This is a genomic window from Microbacterium sp. A93, assembly GCF_051842835.1.
This window is the reverse complement of sequence record NZ_JBPXMT010000015.1, coordinates 117,153-134,598: the sequence shown is the minus strand read 5'-3', so window position 1 is coordinate 134,598 and position 17,446 is coordinate 117,153. Positions and strand designations below refer to the sequence as shown.

Below are 17,446 nucleotides of genomic sequence, written 5' to 3'. Positions count from 1 at the left end.
CGCGCGACCCGCAGACCACGACTGCATAAGGAGAACACGCAGATGGCACAGCGCAGCAAAGCATACAAGTCGGCCCAGGAAAAGATCGGCGAGACCGTCTACGGTCCCGTCGAGGCGATCGCCTTGGCCAAGGAGACCAACCCCTCCAAGTCGGACGCCACCGTGGAGGTCGCCTTCCGCTTGAGCGTCGACCCCCGCAAGGCCGACCAGATGGTGCGCGGCACCGTCAACCTTCCGCACGGCACCGGCAAGGTCGCCCGCGTGGTCGTCTTCGCCACCGGTGACCGGGCCGCGGCGGCTGAGGCGGCGGGCGCCGACTTCGTCGGCTCCGATGACCTGATCGCCAAGGTCCAGGGCGGCTGGACCGACTTCGACGCCGCCGTGGCGTCCCCGGACATGATGGGCAAGGTCGGCCGCCTGGGCAAGATCCTCGGCCCCCGTAACCTCATGCCGAACCCGAAGACCGGCACGGTGACCCCGGACGTGGCCAAGGCCGTCACGGACATCAAGGGCGGCAAGATCGACTTCCGCGTCGACAAGCACTCCAACCTGCACTTCATCATCGGCAAGACCAGCTTCGCCGCCGAGCAGCTGACCGAGAACTACGCCGCTGCCCTGGAGGAGGTGCTGCGCCTGAAGCCCTCCGCGTCCAAGGGCCGGTACATCTCCAAGGCCACGGTCTCCACGACCTTCGGCCCCGGCATCCGGGTGGACCCGAACGTCGTGAAGATCGAGTCGGAGGCGGACGCCCAGGCCTGACCTGAGCGTCTGAGCCCAGGCTCACCAGCCCGAGGCCGGAACCCGCGAGTGATCGCCGGTTCCGGCCTCGGGCGTTTAATGGCCGGAGTGTTTAATGAGGGGTATGAGAACCGCATGGCTCCGGCTGCCTGACGCCCTCGACCAGGCCCGCCTGCCGATGCCCCCGGCCACGGCCGACTTCCTGCAGGTGGCGCAGCTGGCCAATCTGGTGACGTCCCTGTTCTGGGGGACCAACGACTTCTACGTCTCGCCGGAGCATCAGCTGGCCGGTGCCACCGCCCGGGGCGAGGTCCGCAGCTACGTCGTGGCCCGTGAACCCCTGGGCACGGAGGGTGCGGATCGGATCGTCGGGTATGCCACGCTGAGCCTGCCGGTTGAACCCGGCGGCACGGAAGCCGGCGGCACGGAATCCGGCGCCGAGCAGCACGCGGAGGTGTGGGTGGGCGTCCACCCGGACTTCCGCCGCCGAGGGGTGGGATCCGCACTGCTGCGCGAGGCCGAGGCCGAGGCGGCCCGCCGGGGGTGCTCCGTCCTGCGGTCCTGGACGGACAACGCCCTGCTGGACCCGGCCGCCGTCGGCTCCGGCCCGGTCTTCGTCACCGGCACCTCGCTGCAGACCGGCCTGATCCCGGCGGTCCGTACCGGTGACCAGGCGGAGCCCGACGCCGGCCCCGTTGCCGTGCGCTGGGAGGCGCCGGACGCGGCGTTCGCAGCGACTCACGGCTATGGTCTGGCGCAGGTGGAGTGGACCTCCGTGCTGGACCTGCGGGAGGCCGCCGGTGCGGCGCTGCGGGCCGAGTCCGGATCGACGTCGGTGGCGGAACACGGCTATGAGCTGGTCGGCTGGGAACGTGCGGATGATGACCGGGGCGTGAGCATCGTGACCACGGCGGTGCGGGATCCGGCGACAGGCCAGCTCGTGGGACACACGGACATCGAGACCTCTGCCGACCTGCCGCAGACGGCATATCAGGGCAGCACACCGGTCCACCCCGACCACCGCGGGCGAGGCCTGGTCCTGCTGCTCAAGGCGGTCAACATCTCCCGGCTCCTGGAGCTGAAGCCCGAGACGGAGCGCCTCTACACCTGGAACGACGCTGAGCACCAGGAGATCCTCCGGGCGAACGACGAGCTCGGGTTTGTTCCGGCGGCCACCCGCCCGGGGTGGCGGAAGAGCATCTGAGTCCCGTTCAACGGGAAGGTGGAGTCCGATCAGGTGATTCGTGCGCCACGATGGTCCGTGAGCCGCGTCACGGATGCGGCGGAAGCATGCCGCAGCACAGCATGCCGCAACCCAGCATGCCGCAACACAGAATCAGGTGGGCCGATGTCCGAGAATCCAGCCACACAGCCGACCTCCGCGCCGGAGGCGTCCCCGAGGCCTTCGAGCCTGCCCTGGGACCGCGAGGTCGACCTGCTGGTGCTGGGCGCCGGGGCCGCCGGCCTGACGGCCGCCCTGACCGGCGCCCGGGAAGGCCTGGACGTGCTGGTGCTGGAGAAGACCGGGTACATCGGCGGTACCACCGCCTACTCGGCGGGAACCTGCTGGATCCCGGACAACCCCTTCCAACGTGAGACCGGGAACACCGACGACGCCGAACGGGCCGAGCGCTACCTGGACCGGCTGGTGGGGGAGAAGTCGGACAAGGCCTTGCGGCAGGCGTACCTGGACCACGGGCCGCAGATGCTGGACTACATGGCGGACCTGGGCGTCACGTTCCGTCCCTCGCCCGCCGTGGTGGACTACCACTCCGAGCTGCCGGAGACCGGCCAGACCGGGCGGGCGTTGGAGCCCGAGCCTTTCGACGGCCGTCTGCTCGGCCGGGACCGGTTCCGGCAGATCCGCCCGCCGGTGCCGGAGTTCGCCCTCATGGGTGGGACCCTGATGCTCCGCCGGCCGGAGGTCGCCACGCTGCTGGGCCTGTTCTCCGGGGAGGCCGGCAAGACGCTCCGGGCCGGGACCACGGCGCTGGGTCTGGGGGCCCGGTGGGCCCTGGACCGGGTGCGCTATCCGCGGGGCACCCGGTTGGTGATGGGTAACGCGCTGGTGGCCCGCCTCTACCATGGGCTGCTGCAGCGGGGCGGTGAGGTGTGGCGGAATGCCTACACCGCCGAGCTGGTGCGCGAGGGCACGGAGTCGGGCGAGGAGTTGGGCGAGGCGGGGACGGTGCCGGGCGCCGTCGTGGGGGTTGTGGTGGGGCACGGCGGACGCCAGCTGCGGATCCGTGCTCGGCGCGGCGTCGTCCTGGCCGCCGGGGGCTTCGCGCAGAGCCCGGAGCTACGGGAGCGGTTCCTGCCCTCGCCCACGCCCCAGTTCTCCCGTGCCGGCGAGGGCGCCACGGGGGACACCCTGCGGCTCAGCGCGGCCGTGGGGGCGTCGGCCGGAACGGACGACGGAGAGAACGCCCTGTGGTTCCCGTCCTCGATCGGCACTCGCGCGGACGGATCCACCGTGGTGTTCCCGCACATCTGGGACCGGGCCAAGCCGGGGCTGATCGCGGTCAACGCCGCCGGGCGGCGCTTCGTGGACGAATCGGTCTCCTACCACCGCTTCGTGCGGGCCATGTACGCCTCCCACCAGGCCGTGCCGACCATCCCGGCCTGGCTCGTGGTGGACTCCCGCACCCTGGCGACATACGGTCTGGGCATGATCACCATGCCGCACCTGCCGGCGGCCGCACTGCAGAAGTACCTTGACTCCGGCTACCTGTACCGCGGGGCGAGCCTGGCGGAGCTGGCCGGGCAGATCGGTGTGGACGCGGCGGGGCTGCAGGAGACCGTGGCCCGATACAACGGCTTCGCCGAGACCGGCGTGGACGAGGACTTCCACAAGGGCGAGCTGCTGTTCGGGCGGGTGGCCGGGGATCCCGGGCACGAGCCGAACCCGAACGTCGGACCGGTACAGCACGGTCCCTTCTACGCGATGGCCGTGGTCCCGACCCCGTTGGCCACCGCCTACGGGATCCGGATCAACGCGCAGGCGCAGGTGGTGGATGCGGCCGGGGCGGCCATCGCCGGTCTCTACGCCGCCGGCAACGACGCCGCGTCCGTGATGGGCAGCGAGTACCCGGGCGCCGGCTCACAGGTGGGCTCGGGCATGACCTTCGGCTGGGTGGCCGCGCGGCACGCCGCCGGCCTGGACGCATCCGGCCCGGGTACATGAACAGAACACTCTCGCTGCTGCTGGCGCTGGCCGGCGGCGTGGCGATCGCGGTCCAGGCCCGGATCACCGGCGCGCTGCGGACCGAGCTGGGGGATCCGACCCTGGCCGCCTCCGTCACCTTCGGCTCCGGCCTGGTGCTGATGCTGGTGGTCAACGGTCTGATCCCCGCCAACCGCCGTGGCGTCGTCCGGCTGGTCCGGGGGGCCATGACGGGACGATTCCCCTGGGTCTTCGCCCTCTCCGGACTGCTCGGGGCGTTCGCCGTGTACGGCCAGGCGGTGACCGTGGACCTCGTGGGCGTCGCCCTGTTCTCACTGATGTTCATCGGCGGACAGATGCTCTCCTCCACGGTGCTGGACACCATGGGGTGGGTCCCATCCGGCCGCCAGCGGCTGGGACGGCGCCGGCTGGCCGGCCTGGTCCTCGGCCTGGCCGGTGTGGGACTGGCGGTCTCGCCCCGGCTGCTCGGCGGGGACGTGGACTCCTCGGCCCTGGCGGTCCTCGCCCTGCCGCTGGTGTTGGTCCTGGCCGGAGGGTTGCTGCAGCCGCCGCAGATGGCGATGAACGGGGTCATCGGGGCCGCCGTGGGCCGGGTGGAGCCGATCGTGCTGTTCAACTACCTCACCGGAACCCTGGCCCTGCTGGCGGTGGCCGCGCCGCGGATCGCCGCCGGCGGATTCCACGGCCTGCCGCTGGAGCCCGGGGACTGGTGGTACTACACCGGCGGCCTGCTGGGTTCCGTGGTGGTGATCGGCGGGGCGATCCTCACGCGCACGATCGGGGCGATGCTGTTCACCCTCGGACTGGTGGCCGGGCAGCTGGCGGGCTCGCTCGTGCTGGACACCGCCTGGCCGACCCCGGGGGCCGAGGTGACCTGGCCGGTGGTCACCGGCGCCGTGATCACCCTGCTGGCCCTGATGCTGGCCTCGGCCACGGCACTGCGGCGCGGGCTCGCGCCAGCCGGAGATCGGAGGACCACCTGATGGCCAACTCCCGCTCCGGGGAGTCGTTGATCCAGCGCCTCGTGCGGGTCCTGCACGCCTTCGACGCCGACCATCCAGAACTCACCGCCTCCGAGCTGGCGGACCGTGCCGGGCTGTCCTCCTCCACCGCCCACCGGCTGGCCGGGGACATGGCGGCGGAGGGCCTGCTGCGGCGGACCCCCGGCGGTCAGTTCCGGATCGGGCTCGTGCTGTGGGAGCTGGGCCAACGCAGCTCCACATACCAGGAGTTCGGCCAGGCCGCGCTGCCGTTCATGGAGGCCGTCCATGTGACGCAGCGCCAGAACACCTCCCTGGCGATCCTGGACGAGCAGGACGGCACCATCATCTACCTGGAGCGGCTCATCAGCCAGGACGTGCCCACAGACCTGACGAAGATCGCCGGGCGGCTGCCCGCGCTGTCCACCGCCCCCGGCCTGGCGATCCTGGCCTACTCGCCCCGGCACCTGCAGGAGCAATTCCTCACCTCGCCGTGGGACCGCTTCACCCGGGACTCGGGCATCACCCAGGAGGGCCTGCGGCGGCGGCTGGCGCAGGCGCGGACGGACGGCTATGTGCACCTGCGCGGCGTCACGGTGGCCGGCTCCTCGGGGACGGCGGCCCCGGTGTTCGGGCCGGGCGGCCGGGTACTCGGGGCCATCTCGATCGTGGCCCAGGTGGACCAGGTCAACCTGCAGATCCAGGTCCCCGTGCTGCTCGCCGCGGCCCGCGGGCTGTCCCGTCAGATGGGCTCCCGCGGCCGGTCCGGGGCGCCGGACGCACGCTGACCCGCGCTCACCCGTGTAGCCGTGCTGGAGCATGATTCCCGTTGAACGGGAAGGAGGGAGCGGAGGGGCCGCCGGTGCCCGCACGATAGGACGTAATGCCGGTCACGTCGCCGGCGTGCACGTCAACTGCAAGGAGCACCACCATGGCTGCCTACGCCGTCACCTACAACTACGTCCCCGAGACCGAGGAGATGGTGGCCGTCCGCCCTACTCACGTGGACTTCTTGTCCGGCCTCCACGAGCAGGGCACGCTGCTGGTCTCCGGCCGCCTGACCGAGGCCGATCCGCTGGGCGCGCTGCTGATCATCAAGGGCGACTCCGTGGACGAGGTCGCCTCGATCATGGACGGGGATCCCTTCCACGCCGGTGGTTTCGTGGCCGAGCGGACCGTGCGCCGGTGGAACATCGCCTTCGGCTCCATCGAAGGTGCCGAGTAACCGCATGACCAGCCCTGCTGCCACCGCTGCCGCCACCGCTACCGCTGCTGTCACCACCAGCCGGCGGACCATCGAGTACCGCAGCCTCCCGGCACCCGTTCCCGCTCCGGGCACGGCCGTGGTCCGGATGGCCTCGGTGACCCTGTGCGGCACCGACGCCCATATCTGGGACGACGACTACGCCACCGAGCTGCCGATCATCCAGGGCCATGAGGCGGCCGGCACCATCGTGGCCCTCGATCCGGCCGATGCCGTCTCCACTGCCGGCTGGACCCTCGGCGAGAGGGTGGCCGTCTCCCCGATGTTCTACTGCGGACAGTGTTATGCCTGCTCCGTGGGCCGGGTCAACGCCTGCCGCCACATGAGCGTGTACGGCTGCTACGAGGACGGCTCCCTCGTGACGGAGCAGGCCATCCCGCTGGAGAAGCTCTACCGCGTGCCGGACGGGCTGGACCTGTCCCTCGCCCCGCTGGCCGAGCCGACCTCCATCGCCCTGCAGGCCGTCCACCGCGGCCGGGCGCAAGCCGGTGAACGCGTCCTGGTCTCCGGAGCCGGCCCGATCGGCCTGCTGGCCACCGTCTACCTCAAAGACCTCGGCTGCGACGTCACCGTCGCGGACATGAACCCCTCCCGGCTGGCGCTCGCCGCGGGACTCGGTGCGGACCGCACCTTCACCGTCACCCCCGGGGATTTCCCGACGGCGGCGCAGCGGGCCGAGCTGGACGAGCTCACCGGCGGGGATGGGCCGTCCCTGGTCATCGACGCCACCGGTGCGCCGGCCTCCGTCGCCACCGGTGTGGACCTGGTGGCCACCGCCGGCCGCGTGGTCTGCGTGGGCATCTCCGACGCCGAACTGCGCCTGACGCTGCGGACCCTGCCGGTCAAGGAGATCGACCTGCTGGGCTCCCGCAACTCACAGAACCTCATCGGCGAGGCCCTGGACCTGCTGGACCGGCACCAGGACATCATCGCCCCCCTGCTGACCCACCGCTTCGCCTTCGAGGACCTGGACGCCGCCTTCGCCACCCTGGTGGACCCGGCGGCCGGCGTCGGGAAGATCGCGATCGACTTCGGCACCAGCACCAGCAAAGGACACCCCGGATCATGACCGAACCCCGCCCGCCGCTCACGACTCCACTGCTGACACCCGTGGCCGAGCTGGCCGAACGGTATGACCTGGTGGTCATCGGCTCCGGATGCGCCGGGATGACGGCCGCCCTCGTGGCCCGAGACGCCGGTGCCTCCGTACTGGTGCTCGAGAAGGACGAGCAGCTGGGTGGGACCACAGCGGCCGGGGGCGGGGTCATGTGGGCCCCCGACAACCACCTGATGGGCTCACTCGATTTCACGGACACCCCCGAGGACGCTGCCGCCTATGTGCGGGCCGCGACGGGCGGCAGGCTCTCCGAGGAGGAGGTCGGCTGGTACGTGGCCACCGCCGCCGAGGCGGTGCGCTTCCTGGATGAGCACACGCACGTGGACTACGCCCCGTTGTCCCGCCCGGATTACCACATGGACTGGCCCGGGGCCACGGCCGGTGGGCGCGGACTGGACCACCGCGAGTTCGACCCGTCCGTGGTGCCGGGACTCACCGAGGCCTTGCGTCCGCCGACCTACCTGTCATTGATCACCATGGATGAGCGGGACCAGCTGCACGGCGCGGCGCCGGACCCCGAGCTGCTGGACGGGCGCGCGGAGCGCGGGGTGCGCACCATGGGTGGGGCGCTGGCCGGTGCCCTGACCGCCTCGGCCTGGGAGGCCGGCGTCGTGATCGCGGCGCCCGCCCCCGCCACCGGACTGGAGCGATCCGGCGGACAGTCCGGCGGGCAGTGGCAGGTGACCGTGGCCGGGGTCAAGGACATCTCGGCCGCCTCCGTGGTCATCGCCTCCGGCGGCTTCGAATGGTCACCCGAGCTGACCGGCACCCTGCTGACGTTCCCCATCACGCCGATCTCCGCACCGAGCAACACCGGTGACGGGCTGAAGCTCGGGATGGCCGTGGGTGCCTCATTCGCCGAGACCACGGACATCTGGGGCGTCCCGGTCATCACCGCCCACGGGGCCCAGTACGGCGGGCATCCTTCGGGCCGCATGGGCAACGTGGAGGCCACCCTGCCCGGCGGGATCGTGGTGAACTCCGCGGGACGGCGCTTCGTCAACGAGGCGCTGAACTACCACGACTTCTCCCGCGTCTTCGCCAATATCGACCCGGCCACCTCGGACTTCGCCAACATCCCGGCGTTCCTGGTGATGGACTCACGGTTCGTGTCCCGCTACCCCGTGGCCGGTCACCCCCTATTTGACGACCCGGCGGACGCCCCTGACTGGCTGGTCCGGGCGGACACCCTTACTGAGCTGGGCGCGCTGATCGGGGTGGACCCGGACGGGCTCGAGGCCACGGTGGCCGCGTTCAACCCGGCCGCCGCACGGGGCGAGGACCCGGAGTTCGGACGCGGCTCCTCGGAGCAGGACCGGCACCTCGGCGATCCCGCCCACGCACCCAACCCCTGCCTGGCCCCGGTGGCCCAGGCGCCGTTCTACGCCGTGCAGCTGCACCCGGGCGTGCTGGGAACCGCCGGAGGCCTGCGCGCAGACCTGGACGGGCGGGTCCTGGACTGGACCGGAGCCCCGCTGGAGGGCCTCTACGCCGCCGGCAACTGCTCGGCCACCGTGTTCAAGGACGCCTATCCCGGGGGCGGGGCCACCATCGGCTCCGCCATCACGCGGGCCTACGCGGCCGGCCGGCACCTGGCGCAGGCGGTGCGGGCATGACCGGCGGGGCGGGCCGGGCAGGCGTCCTGCGCGTCGGCATCGCCGGGGGCGGGGCGATCTTCCGCAACCACCTGGAGGCCTACCGGGCCGTAGACGAGGCCGGCCGGGACACGGGGCAGACCGTGGAGGTCGTCGCCCTGTGCGACATCGACGCCGAGCGAGCTGGCCAGGTCGCGGCGGCACACGGGATCGGCCACGCCTTCGGCTCCGTCACCGAGATGCTGGCCTGGCGCGGCACGGACGGCCGCGGGATCGACGTGATCTCGGTCTGCACCCCGCATCCCACCCACGAGGCCGTGGTCACCGAGGCCGCCGCCGCCGGGGTGCACGTGCTGTGCGAGAAGCCGATCGCGATCGACCTCGCCGCCGCCGAGCGCATGGTCGCCGCCTGCCGCGAGGCCGGCGTGAGGTTCGGGGTGCTGTTCCAGCGCCGCTTCTGGCCCGCCGCCCAGCGGATCCGCGCCGCGATCGACGACGGCACCCTCGGCATCCCGATCCTCGGCCACTGCTTCGTGCTGCTGCACCGCGAGCCGGAGTACTACTCCGCCACCGCCTGGCGCGGCACGTGGGCCTCGGACGGCGGCGGGGTGCTCATGACCCAGGGCATCCACTACATCGACCTGCTCCAGTGGTACCTGGGGGAGGTGGTGGAGGTCCACGGCCACACCGCCACCTATGTGCACGGCGAGCACATCGAGGTCGAGGACTCCGCCGTGGCCACCCTGCGGTTCGCCTCCGGGGCGCTGGCCACCCTGCATGCCTCCACCGCCGTGACGCCGTCCCTGGGCGTCCAGATCCGGGTGACCGGATCCACGGGGGCGTCGGCACAGCTGACCGAATTCCCCGAGGGCACCGACGGCCGCGTGGACATCTGGGCCACGGGGGACAGCGTGGGGGCGCAGGAGACCTGGCCTGCCGCAGCGGCTCCCAACGTGGACCTCGCCACCATCAACGGCGCCCTCATCCCCTGGCACCGGGCCCAGGTGGCCGACTTCGTGGACGCCGTCCGCACCGGCCGGGAGCCGGCCGTCACCGGCGAGGAGGCCATGAAGTCGCTGCGCATCCTGCTGGCGGTCTACGAGTCCTCCCGGACCGGGGCGCCCGTCCGGTTCTGAGCGGAGGCGGTGCTGGCGGTGCTGGTGAAGCGCTGGCGGTATTCGGTGGGGGTGGTCCCCAGCTGGCGGGCGACGACCCGGCGGAGGGTCTCGTCGCTGCCGAAGCCGCTGCGCCGGGCCGTGGCCGTCACGCTGAGGCCGTCGAGGAGCAGCTGGGTCGCCCGGTCCAGGCGGGCCTGCTCGACCCAGCGTGCCGGGGTGGTCTCCAGTTCGGTCCGGAACAGGCGGGTCAATTGCCGGGAGCTGACGGTGGCCGCCCGGGACATGGTGTTCAAGCTGTGGTCCGCCGCCGGGTCGGCCAGGACCGCCTCGGTGACCGCCCGCAAGGGGCTGTCCGGTGCCGCGGACCCGGACAGTGCGGTGGAGTATTGGGACTGCCCGCCGGGGCGCCGCAGGAACATGACCAGCTCCCGGGCGATGTCTCGCGCCGCCCGGGGGCCGTGGTCGTCCTCCACGAGGGCCAGCGCCAGATCGATCCCGGCGGTGATGCCGGCCGAGGTGTAGCACTGTCCGGCGCGGACGTGGATGACGTCCGGTTCCACCCGGACCCGGGGATACCGGCGGGACAGGGCCGCGGCGTGGCGCCAGTGGGTCGTGGCCCGGCGGCCGTCCAGCAGCCCGAGCTCGGCCAGCACGAACGCCCCGGTGCACACCGAGGCCACCCGCGCGGCCCGGCCGGCCAGACCCTCCACCAGGGACAGCAGCGCCTGGTCGATCCGACCCTGCGGCAGCGCCGGAGAGCCCGGCACCACCAGCGTGTCGATGGGCCCCAGTCCCTCCGCCGCCACCGTGGGGCCCAGCCGGACCCCGGACGAGGCCGTGACCGGTCCGCCGCTGGGCGAGACGAGGCTGATGGCGTACGGATGGGAGCTGGTGCGGGAGGCCAGCTCGGACCTGATCTATGACCACTCCCGCCGCGTCTACGTCTTCGGCGCCCTGCGCGGCCGGGAGCAGGGGCTGGCGTACGACCCGGAGCTGCTGTACGTGGGCGCGATGTTCCACGACCCGGGCCTGACCGAGAAGTACCGCCGCGACGACCAGCGCTTCGAGGTCGACGGCGCCGACGAGGCCCGCCGGTTCCTGACCTCGCACGGCATCGCCGAGCAGCAGGCCGACCGCGTCTGGCAGGCCATCGCCCTGCACACCACCCCGGAGATCCCGCTACACATGGTCCCGGAGGTCGCCCTCGTCACCCGGGGGTGGAACTGGACGTGCTCGGCGTCGGCTATGACGCGATCACCGAGGAGCAGCGCCGGGCCGTGGTGGCCGCACACCCGCGCCCGGACTTCAAGGAGCAGATCCTGCAGGCGTTCACCGAGGGGATCGGGAACCGCCCCGAGACGACCTTCGGCAACGTGAAGGCCGACGTGCTGGAGCACTTCGTCCCGGGCTTCGAGCGCGGGGACTTCGTGGAGGTCATCCGGGCCAACGCCTGGGCCGAGTGAATGACTGTTCCGGGCAGCCGGAACGTCCGGGGGAACGACGACGGCCGGTCACCTTCCGTGCGGAAGGCGACCGGCCGTCGTCGTGCGGGGTGGTGTTGTTACGGAATCAGGACCGAGAGGCCCTCGTCCTTGCCCGCCAGCGCCTGCTTGCGGCGGGTGCGCATGGCCTGCAGCGGCGGCAGGAGCAGGGCGGCCGCCGAGATCGCGAAGAGCACCAGGGCGATGGGGCTGGTCAGGAACGCCTCGGGGCCGCCGCCGATCAGGGTGCGCCGCAGGTTGGACTCGGCCAGGGGGCCGAGGATGAGACCCAGGACAGCGGGTCCGGCGGGGAAGCCGAAGCGCAGCATGAACAGCCCGACCACGCCCATGATCAGCATGACGAACACGTCGAAGACCGAGTTGCTGATCGAGTAGGTGCCGACCATGCAGAACACCAGGATGATGACCCACAGGTATTGGTTCTTCAGCTCGAGCAGCTTGACCATGGACTTCATGCGGACCAGGGAGAGTGCCAGGGAGAGCACGGTGGCCACCAACAGGATCGTCGCCAGCGTGTAGACCAGGGACGGCTGGTTGGTGAACAGCGCCGGTCCGGGCTGGATGCCCCAGATCATCATGGACCCGATCAGCACCGCCATCACCGAGTCGCCGGGGACGCCGAGTGCCATGGTGGTGGTCACGGAGCCGCCCAGGGTGGCCGTGGAGGAGGTGTCTGCGGCGGTCAGGCCCTCGATGGAGCCGTGGCCGAACTCCTCCTTGTGCTTGGACAGGCGCTTGGCGTTGTCCCAGGAGATGATCCCGGCGATGTCTCCGCCCACCGCGGGGACCAGGCCCACTACGGACCCGGTGCCCGCGCCGATGCTCATGGACTTGAGCAGCCGACCGGTCAGCTCCTTGCCCGGCCACCAGGCGCCGAGCTGGCTGATGGGCTTGTCCTGGGACTTGTTCTTCTGGTGCGTGACCATCTGGTTGAGCACCTCGGCCAGGCCGAAGAGCCCGATGATCACGGGGATGAAGGGCACGCCGCCGTTGAGCTCGAGGATGCCCAGGGTGAAGCGCTGGTCCCCGGTGATCGGGTCCCGGCCCACGGTGGCCAACAGCAGGCCGAACGCACCGGCGATCAGTCCCTTGAAGATGCGGCCGGAGGAGACACCGATCATCATGGTCAGGCCGAACACCACCAGGGCGAACATCTCCGGCGGGCCGAACTCCCGGGCAAAGCCCGCCAGCGGGATGCCGAACAGGGACAGCACGATGATGCCGAAGATCATCCCGAACGCCGAGCCCAGGGCGGATGCCGTCATCGCCAGTCCGGCCTTGCCCTGCTTGGCCAGCGGGTAGCCGTCGAAGGTGGTGGCGATCGAGGCCGGGGTGCCCGGGGTGTTGATCAGGATCGAGGGCACACGGTCACCGAACTGGGCCGCCACATAGATGGTCAGCAGCACGGCCAGGCCCTGGATGGGCTCCATGGTCAGGGTGAAGCCGGAGGCCAGGGCCACGGCCATGGTGGCGGTGACGCCGGGGAAGGCACCCACGAGCATGCCGACCAGCATGCCCAAGCCGATGTACAGCAGGGTGTCCCACTGCAGGACCTCCAGGATGCCCTCGGTGACGGCGTTGGCCGCCACCGGCAGGGGCAGAGGGGGCAACAGGGGCAGGGTGTTCAACAGGTCGGGGATCACAGGGGCACCTTCAGCAGGACGATGAACAGGACGTGCAGGATGACGCCGATGATGATGGGCAGGAACACCAGCACCTTCCAGTTGCGGATCCCGTAGACCACCAGCAGCACGAAGGTCGCCACCAGGGTGATCAGCCAGAACTGGAGCACGTTGAACAGCAGCAGGTAGCCGATCAACACCAGTCCGGTCAGCACCATCTGCCCGATGCCCCACCAGGTCATGTCATCGGGGATGTCCGAGGGGCGGACCCCGCGCAGCACGTTGGTGAAGATCAGCAGCACGCCGAGGGCGATCAGGCCCCAGGCCAGCATGCTCGGCCAGAACCGAGGCCCGACCCCGGCACCGCGATCAGTGATGTCACCCACCAGGACCAGCACCGTGAGGCCCAACCCGATCGCGGCAGCGACCGGGATCAGTTCCCGCAACCGGTACGGCAGGTTCTTCAGGAGTGCGACGTCCTCGGGGTGCTCCCCGGGCCGCTCGGCGGTGCCGACCGGCCCGGGGGTTTCGGTGGACATGGGTCAGCCCTGCTTGGACTGTGCCAGCTCGATCCACGGGCCGTAGCGTTCTTCCTCGGCCTGGATGAAGTCCGTGAACTTTTCGGCAGAGCTGTCGGTGACGGGCACCAGGTTCGACTGCTCGATGACGGACTGGTAGTCCTCGTTCTGAGTCGCCGCGGCGATCGCGTCAGACAGGGTCTGGACCACGTCATCCGGGGTGCCAGCCGGGGCCATCAGGCCGGTGAAGGAGGCGTTCTGCAGGTCGACGCCCTGTTCAGCGGCGGTCGGCACGTCGGGGTAGTCCTCTTGCCGCTCCTCCGACAGCACGGCCAGGTAGCGCAGCTCGCCGCCGTCCACCTGGGCCTTCTGGGAGCCCATGGCGTCGATGGAGAAGTCCACGTCACCGGCGGCTGCGGCCGCGATGGACGGTGCGGAGCCGTCGAAGGGCACGTTGGTCAGCTCGATGCCGGCCAGCTCCTGGAAGCCCTGGGCGGGGTTGTCCCACACGGAGCCGACGCCGGGGGAGGAATAGGTGAGTTCGCCCGGGGCGGCCTTCGCCGCATCGATCAGGGCCTGCAGATCTTCATAGGGGCTGTCCGTAGGCACCGCGATGGCTCCGGGGCCCTCGAGGATCTTGCCGAGGAAGGCGTAGTCGGCCGGGGCGATGTCGTAGTCCATGAACTGCAGGGTGGCCACCTCGGCGCCGAGCATGGAGAGGTTGTAGCCGTCCGGCTCCTGCTCCTTGAGCCAGTTGTAGCCGACCGAGCCGTTGGCGCCGGGGCGGTTCTCCACGATGACGCTGACGCCGAGCTCGTCCTCGAGCAGGGGGGCCAGGGTGCGGGCCGAGAGGTCGCCGGAGCCGCCGGCCGCCCACGGCACCACGAGTCGGACGTCCTTCGTGGGGAACTCGTCCCCCTCGCCGGAACCGCCGGCGTTGTCAGCGCAACCGGACAGCAGCAGTCCGGCGACGGCCAGTGCGGCCGTGGAGGTCATCAGGGTGCGTTTTTTCATGTCTGTCTCCTGGGGATACACGAGGGTGCGGATGGGGTGCCGTTGGCTTGCGGCTGGTGATGCCCATCACAGAATGCGAGGTGAACAGAAGGATGGCATGAATGACACGACAAAGGCCAGCCGATTGCCAGAATTTGCCAAAATGCCGCCTCCGTGACGGATGGGTGACGCGACTCAACCACGGTCCTTCCGGGGATCTTCCGGGTCATCGGAACCAGATCGGTGCTGGACTATTGATGGCAAACGGTGGAAAGATCCTGCACACAGCCCAGCCCGCCGTACCCGGTCCGTTCTCCCGATGTCCCACGATGTCCCCCGAATATCCTTCGACAAAAGTTGACAACGCCATGAATGCAGCACGGAACAACGCGATGCGGAATGACGCGGTGCCGAACCATGCAGTGCCGAACCATGCGGCGCCCTCTGGCGTGCCTGAAGGCCGGGTGCGCCTGGAGGACGTCGCGCGGGCGGCCGGTGTGGCCCCGTCCACCGTCTCCCGGGCCTTCACCCGTCCGGACCGGGTGAACTTCCAGACCGTGGAGAGGGTCATGGAAGCCGCGGGGCAGCTGGGATACCGCCGCGAGCCGCCGCGGCCGGCAGCGGTGACGGCCTCCCGGACGGTTAACCTGCTGGTGCAGGACCTGGCGAACCCGTTCTTCGCCGACCTGCTGAAGGGCGCCGTGAACCAGGCTCGTTCCTCGGGCTACCTGGTGACCCTGGGGGATGCCGAGGAGTCCGCGACCATGGAGCGGACCCTGCTGGAGCGGTTGACGGGGGAGGCCAACGGGGTGGTGGCCGCGGCCCGTTGGACCTCGGACACCGAGCTGCGGGAGATGGCGCGGAGGCGCCCGCTCGTGCTGTTCAACCGGGAGGTGGCCGGTATCAGCTCGGTGGTCGCCGGGGACGCCGACTCCAGCCGCCACCTCATCGAACACCTGCATGCACTGGGGCACCGACGGATCGTCTACTGCGCGGGGCCACGCAGCGCCTGGAGCAACGCGCTGCGGCAGAAGGCCCAGGACGAGGCGGCGCAGGCGCTGGGGATCGAGCTGATCACCGTGGGCCCCTTCAAGCCGTTGATCGGCCAGGGCCCCGCGGCGGCCGCGCTGGCCTGGGCCCGGAAGCCCACCGCCATCATCGGCTACAACGATCAGCTGGCGGTCGGCATCCTGCGGCACCTGCTGTCCCTGGGGGTGGACGTCCCGGGGCGTGTCTCCGTGGCCGGGTATGACAACACCTATGGTTCCGAGTTCGTCCACACCGGGCTGACCTGTGTGGATGCCCCGGTGGAGCAGTCCGGCCGGGCCGCCGTGGACCTGGTGCTCGCGCAGATGGCGGGGGAGGGTACGGTGCGTCAGCTCCGCCTCGCCTCGGGGTTGCAGGTGCGCGGGTCGACCGGCCCCGCGCGCAGCGGCTGAGCGGGGGGTGAGCGGGGGGTGGGCGGAGGCTGGATGGCGGTGGGCGAGAGTACGCGGCCTCGATTTGGTGACCGGCCGTCGTCGGGACTATCGTGGGGGGAACCAAAGACCGCCGGTCGTTGGCGCACGCCGGGAATCCTCGCTGATCCCCGGTGGGCGCAACCGTAAAGCCCTCCACACGGAGGCGGCCCGCGCAGGTGATACTGAGCAATGCTTCACGGTCCTTCCGGGCCGTCCTGCCACGCCCCGTGCACCTGCACGGGGCGTTTTTCGTTGCCTAGTCCTCTAGGGGAGGGTGACCGGCCCCACTGCAATGGAAGGAGTGCCATGGCGACGTCTGAGAAGAACGCTGTTGTGGCGGAGTTGGCGGATCTGTTCCGTACCTCCACCGCAGCTGTGCTGACGGAATACCGTGGACTCACCGTGGCGGAGCTCAAGGAGCTTCGCCGTGCACTCGGTGAGAACGCGACCTATGCCGTGGTGAAGAACACGCTCACTGAAATCGCGGCCGATCAGGCCGGCGTCGATGCCTTCAAGGGCAAGATGACCGGTCCGTCCGCAATTGCCTTCGTCTCCGGTGACCCGGTGGACGCGGCCAAGGCGATGCGTGACTTTGCCAAAACCCACGAGGCGCTGGTCGTCAAGGGTGGCTACATGGAGGGCCAGTTCCTCGATGCGGCCGGCATGACGAAGCTCGCGGACCTTGAGTCCCGCGAGGTTCTGCTGTCCAAGCTGGCGGGTGCCATGATGGGCAACCTCCACAAGGCGGCCTACATGTTCCAGGCCCCGCTCTCGAAGGCCGTCCGCACCGTGGACGCCCTGCGTGCGAAGGTCGACGAGTCCGGTGGCGCCGCGGCGCCGACCGCCGAGTAACACCACCCCGGTCGCTCGTGCGGCCAACACACCCTCACATCCGTGAAAACTCATCCGTGCCATCTGTGAATGCGCGGAAGTAAAGGAGCCCACCATGGCTAAGCTGTCCACCGAAGAACTGCTCGAGGCCTTCTCCGAGCTGTCCCTCATCGAGCTCTCCGAGTTCGTCAAGGCCTTCGAGGAGAAGTTCGAAGTCACCGCTGCCGCCCCGGTCGCCGCTGCAGGTGCCGCCCCGGCCGCCGCTGCCGCTGAGGCCGAAGAGGAGCAGACCGAGTTCGACGTGGTCCTCGAGGCCCCCGGCGAGAAGAAGATCGGCGTCATCAAGGAGGTCCGCGCTCTGACCTCGCTGGGTCTGAAGGAAGCCAAGGACCTCGTCGACGCCGCTCCGAAGGCCGTCCTGGAGGGCGTCAACAAGGAGACTGCCGACAAGGCCAAGGAGCAGCTCGAGGGCGCCGGCGCCACCGTCACCCTCAAGTGATGAGGGCGGCCCGGTCCTGACCGAG

At 70.5% G+C, this 17,446-nt stretch carries 17 protein-coding genes; 13 read left to right on the top strand and 4 right to left on the bottom strand.

Translation table 11 applies throughout. The features are described from left to right. The first annotated feature begins 42 nt into the window (after nt 1-42). The 9 genes from rplA to ACSU1G_RS30050 all read left to right on the top strand — a co-directional run bounded on the left by rplA (nt 43) and on the right by ACSU1G_RS30050 (nt 10,014). The gene (gene rplA, locus ACSU1G_RS30090) at nt 43-759 is read left to right on the top strand and encodes a 50S ribosomal protein L1 (protein WP_439284574.1); all 717 of its coding nucleotides are present in this window, start codon (nt 43-45) and stop codon (nt 757-759) included. Nucleotides 760-862: 103 nt separating this feature from the next. Then, entirely contained in the window at nt 863-1,942 is a 1,080-nt protein-coding gene (locus ACSU1G_RS30085; protein WP_439284572.1) for a GNAT family N-acetyltransferase, read from the top strand. A 144-nt stretch (nt 1,943-2,086) separates the two neighbouring features. Next, nucleotides 2,087-3,922, top strand: a complete 1,836-nt coding sequence (locus ACSU1G_RS30080) for an FAD-dependent oxidoreductase (RefSeq protein ID WP_439284570.1) — start codon at nt 2,087-2,089, stop codon at nt 3,920-3,922. Continuing rightward, a complete protein-coding gene (locus tag ACSU1G_RS30075) occupies nt 3,919-4,905 on the top strand; it encodes a DMT family transporter (protein ID WP_439284568.1) in 987 nt (328 codons plus the stop codon). The genes ACSU1G_RS30080 and ACSU1G_RS30075 overlap by 4 nt, the downstream gene beginning before the upstream one ends. Continuing rightward, nucleotides 4,905-5,690 (top strand): IclR family transcriptional regulator, encoded by a 786-nt coding sequence (locus ACSU1G_RS30070; protein ID WP_439284566.1) that lies wholly within the window; start codon nt 4,905-4,907, stop codon nt 5,688-5,690. Before ACSU1G_RS30075 ends, ACSU1G_RS30070 begins: the two co-directional genes overlap by 1 nt. A 143-nt stretch (nt 5,691-5,833) precedes the next feature. After that, nucleotides 5,834-6,127, top strand: a complete 294-nt coding sequence (locus ACSU1G_RS30065; protein ID WP_439284564.1) for a YciI family protein — start codon at nt 5,834-5,836, stop codon at nt 6,125-6,127. A 4-nt stretch (nt 6,128-6,131) separates the two neighbouring features. Beyond that, nucleotides 6,132-7,235 carry a zinc-binding dehydrogenase gene (locus ACSU1G_RS30060; RefSeq protein ID WP_439284562.1) on the top strand — a complete coding sequence of 368 codons (1,104 nt, stop codon included), beginning with the start codon at nt 6,132-6,134 and terminating at the stop codon, nt 7,233-7,235. After that, nucleotides 7,232-8,899, top strand: coding sequence for an FAD-dependent oxidoreductase (locus ACSU1G_RS30055; protein ID WP_439284560.1), 1,668 nt, complete (start codon nt 7,232-7,234; stop codon nt 8,897-8,899). The genes ACSU1G_RS30060 and ACSU1G_RS30055 overlap by 4 nt, the downstream gene beginning before the upstream one ends. Next, nucleotides 8,896-10,014 (top strand): Gfo/Idh/MocA family protein, encoded by a 1,119-nt coding sequence (locus ACSU1G_RS30050; RefSeq protein ID WP_439284558.1) that lies wholly within the window; start codon nt 8,896-8,898, stop codon nt 10,012-10,014. The genes ACSU1G_RS30055 and ACSU1G_RS30050 overlap by 4 nt, the downstream gene beginning before the upstream one ends. Here the strand turns inward: ACSU1G_RS30050 and ACSU1G_RS30045 are convergent. Further along, entirely contained in the window at nt 9,975-10,868 is an 894-nt protein-coding gene (locus ACSU1G_RS30045) for a GlxA family transcriptional regulator (protein ID WP_439284719.1), read from the bottom strand. The two genes, ACSU1G_RS30050 and ACSU1G_RS30045, sit on opposite strands and share 40 nt — an antisense overlap. On the opposite strand from ACSU1G_RS30045, the gene ACSU1G_RS30040 reads away from it, so the two are divergent. Continuing rightward, a complete protein-coding gene (locus ACSU1G_RS30040) occupies nt 10,777-11,373 on the top strand; it encodes an HD domain-containing protein (protein WP_439284556.1) in 597 nt (198 codons plus the stop codon). The genes ACSU1G_RS30045 and ACSU1G_RS30040 overlap by 92 nt on opposite strands. A gap of 184 nt (nt 11,374-11,557) precedes the next feature. Here the strand turns inward: ACSU1G_RS30040 and ACSU1G_RS30035 are convergent, their stop codons facing one another. From ACSU1G_RS30035 to ACSU1G_RS30025, 3 genes are read right to left on the bottom strand one after another with little or no spacing between them, the layout of a single operon-like run. Then, complete coding sequence (locus ACSU1G_RS30035) at nt 11,558-13,141, bottom strand: tripartite tricarboxylate transporter permease (RefSeq protein ID WP_439284554.1); 1,584 nt, start codon at nt 13,139-13,141, stop codon at nt 11,558-11,560. Further along, nucleotides 13,138-13,659: a tripartite tricarboxylate transporter TctB family protein gene (locus ACSU1G_RS30030; protein ID WP_439284553.1), complete on the bottom strand. Its 522-nt coding sequence runs from the start codon at nt 13,657-13,659 to the stop codon at nt 13,138-13,140. Before ACSU1G_RS30030 ends, ACSU1G_RS30035 begins: the two co-directional genes overlap by 4 nt. A 3-nt stretch (nt 13,660-13,662) precedes the next feature. Continuing rightward, nucleotides 13,663-14,652, bottom strand: a complete 990-nt coding sequence (locus ACSU1G_RS30025; RefSeq protein ID WP_439284552.1) for a tripartite tricarboxylate transporter substrate binding protein — start codon at nt 14,650-14,652, stop codon at nt 13,663-13,665. Nucleotides 14,653-14,999: 347 nt separating this feature from the next. On the opposite strand from ACSU1G_RS30025, the gene ACSU1G_RS30020 reads away from it, so the two are divergent. The 3 genes from ACSU1G_RS30020 to rplL all read left to right on the top strand — a co-directional run bounded on the left by ACSU1G_RS30020 (nt 15,000) and on the right by rplL (nt 17,421). Continuing rightward, entirely contained in the window at nt 15,000-16,070 is a 1,071-nt protein-coding gene (locus tag ACSU1G_RS30020) for a LacI family DNA-binding transcriptional regulator (protein WP_439284550.1), read from the top strand. Between the two features lie 327 nt (nt 16,071-16,397). After that, nucleotides 16,398-16,943: a 50S ribosomal protein L10 gene (rplJ, locus tag ACSU1G_RS30015; RefSeq protein WP_439284548.1), complete on the top strand. Its 546-nt coding sequence runs from the start codon at nt 16,398-16,400 to the stop codon at nt 16,941-16,943. 94 nt (nt 16,944-17,037) lie between these two features. After that, complete coding sequence (gene rplL / locus ACSU1G_RS30010) at nt 17,038-17,421, top strand: 50S ribosomal protein L7/L12 (RefSeq protein ID WP_439284546.1); 384 nt, start codon at nt 17,038-17,040, stop codon at nt 17,419-17,421. The last annotated feature ends 25 nt before the right edge of the window (nt 17,422-17,446 follow it).

Coding starts and splice junctions, on each gene's coding strand:
- rplA (WP_439284574.1), top strand. CDS start 43: ATGGCACAGCGCAGCAAAGCATACAAGTCGGCCCAGGAAAAGATCGGC.
- ACSU1G_RS30085 (WP_439284572.1), top strand. CDS start 863: ATGAGAACCGCATGGCTCCGGCTGCCTGACGCCCTCGACCAGGCCCGC.
- ACSU1G_RS30080 (WP_439284570.1), top strand. CDS start 2,087: ATGTCCGAGAATCCAGCCACACAGCCGACCTCCGCGCCGGAGGCGTCC.
- ACSU1G_RS30075 (WP_439284568.1), top strand. CDS start 3,919: ATGAACAGAACACTCTCGCTGCTGCTGGCGCTGGCCGGCGGCGTGGCG.
- ACSU1G_RS30070 (WP_439284566.1), top strand. CDS start 4,905: ATGGCCAACTCCCGCTCCGGGGAGTCGTTGATCCAGCGCCTCGTGCGG.
- ACSU1G_RS30065 (WP_439284564.1), top strand. CDS start 5,834: ATGGCTGCCTACGCCGTCACCTACAACTACGTCCCCGAGACCGAGGAG.
- ACSU1G_RS30060 (WP_439284562.1), top strand. CDS start 6,132: ATGACCAGCCCTGCTGCCACCGCTGCCGCCACCGCTACCGCTGCTGTC.
- ACSU1G_RS30055 (WP_439284560.1), top strand. CDS start 7,232: ATGACCGAACCCCGCCCGCCGCTCACGACTCCACTGCTGACACCCGTG.
- ACSU1G_RS30050 (WP_439284558.1), top strand. CDS start 8,896: ATGACCGGCGGGGCGGGCCGGGCAGGCGTCCTGCGCGTCGGCATCGCC.
- ACSU1G_RS30040 (WP_439284556.1), top strand. CDS start 10,777: ATGGGCCCCAGTCCCTCCGCCGCCACCGTGGGGCCCAGCCGGACCCCG.
- ACSU1G_RS30030 (WP_439284553.1), bottom strand. CDS start 13,659: ATGTCCACCGAAACCCCCGGGCCGGTCGGCACCGCCGAGCGGCCCGGG.
- ACSU1G_RS30025 (WP_439284552.1), bottom strand. CDS start 14,652: ATGAAAAAACGCACCCTGATGACCTCCACGGCCGCACTGGCCGTCGCC.
- ACSU1G_RS30020 (WP_439284550.1), top strand. CDS start 15,000: ATGAATGCAGCACGGAACAACGCGATGCGGAATGACGCGGTGCCGAAC.
- rplJ (WP_439284548.1), top strand. CDS start 16,398: ATGGCGACGTCTGAGAAGAACGCTGTTGTGGCGGAGTTGGCGGATCTG.
- rplL (WP_439284546.1), top strand. CDS start 17,038: ATGGCTAAGCTGTCCACCGAAGAACTGCTCGAGGCCTTCTCCGAGCTG.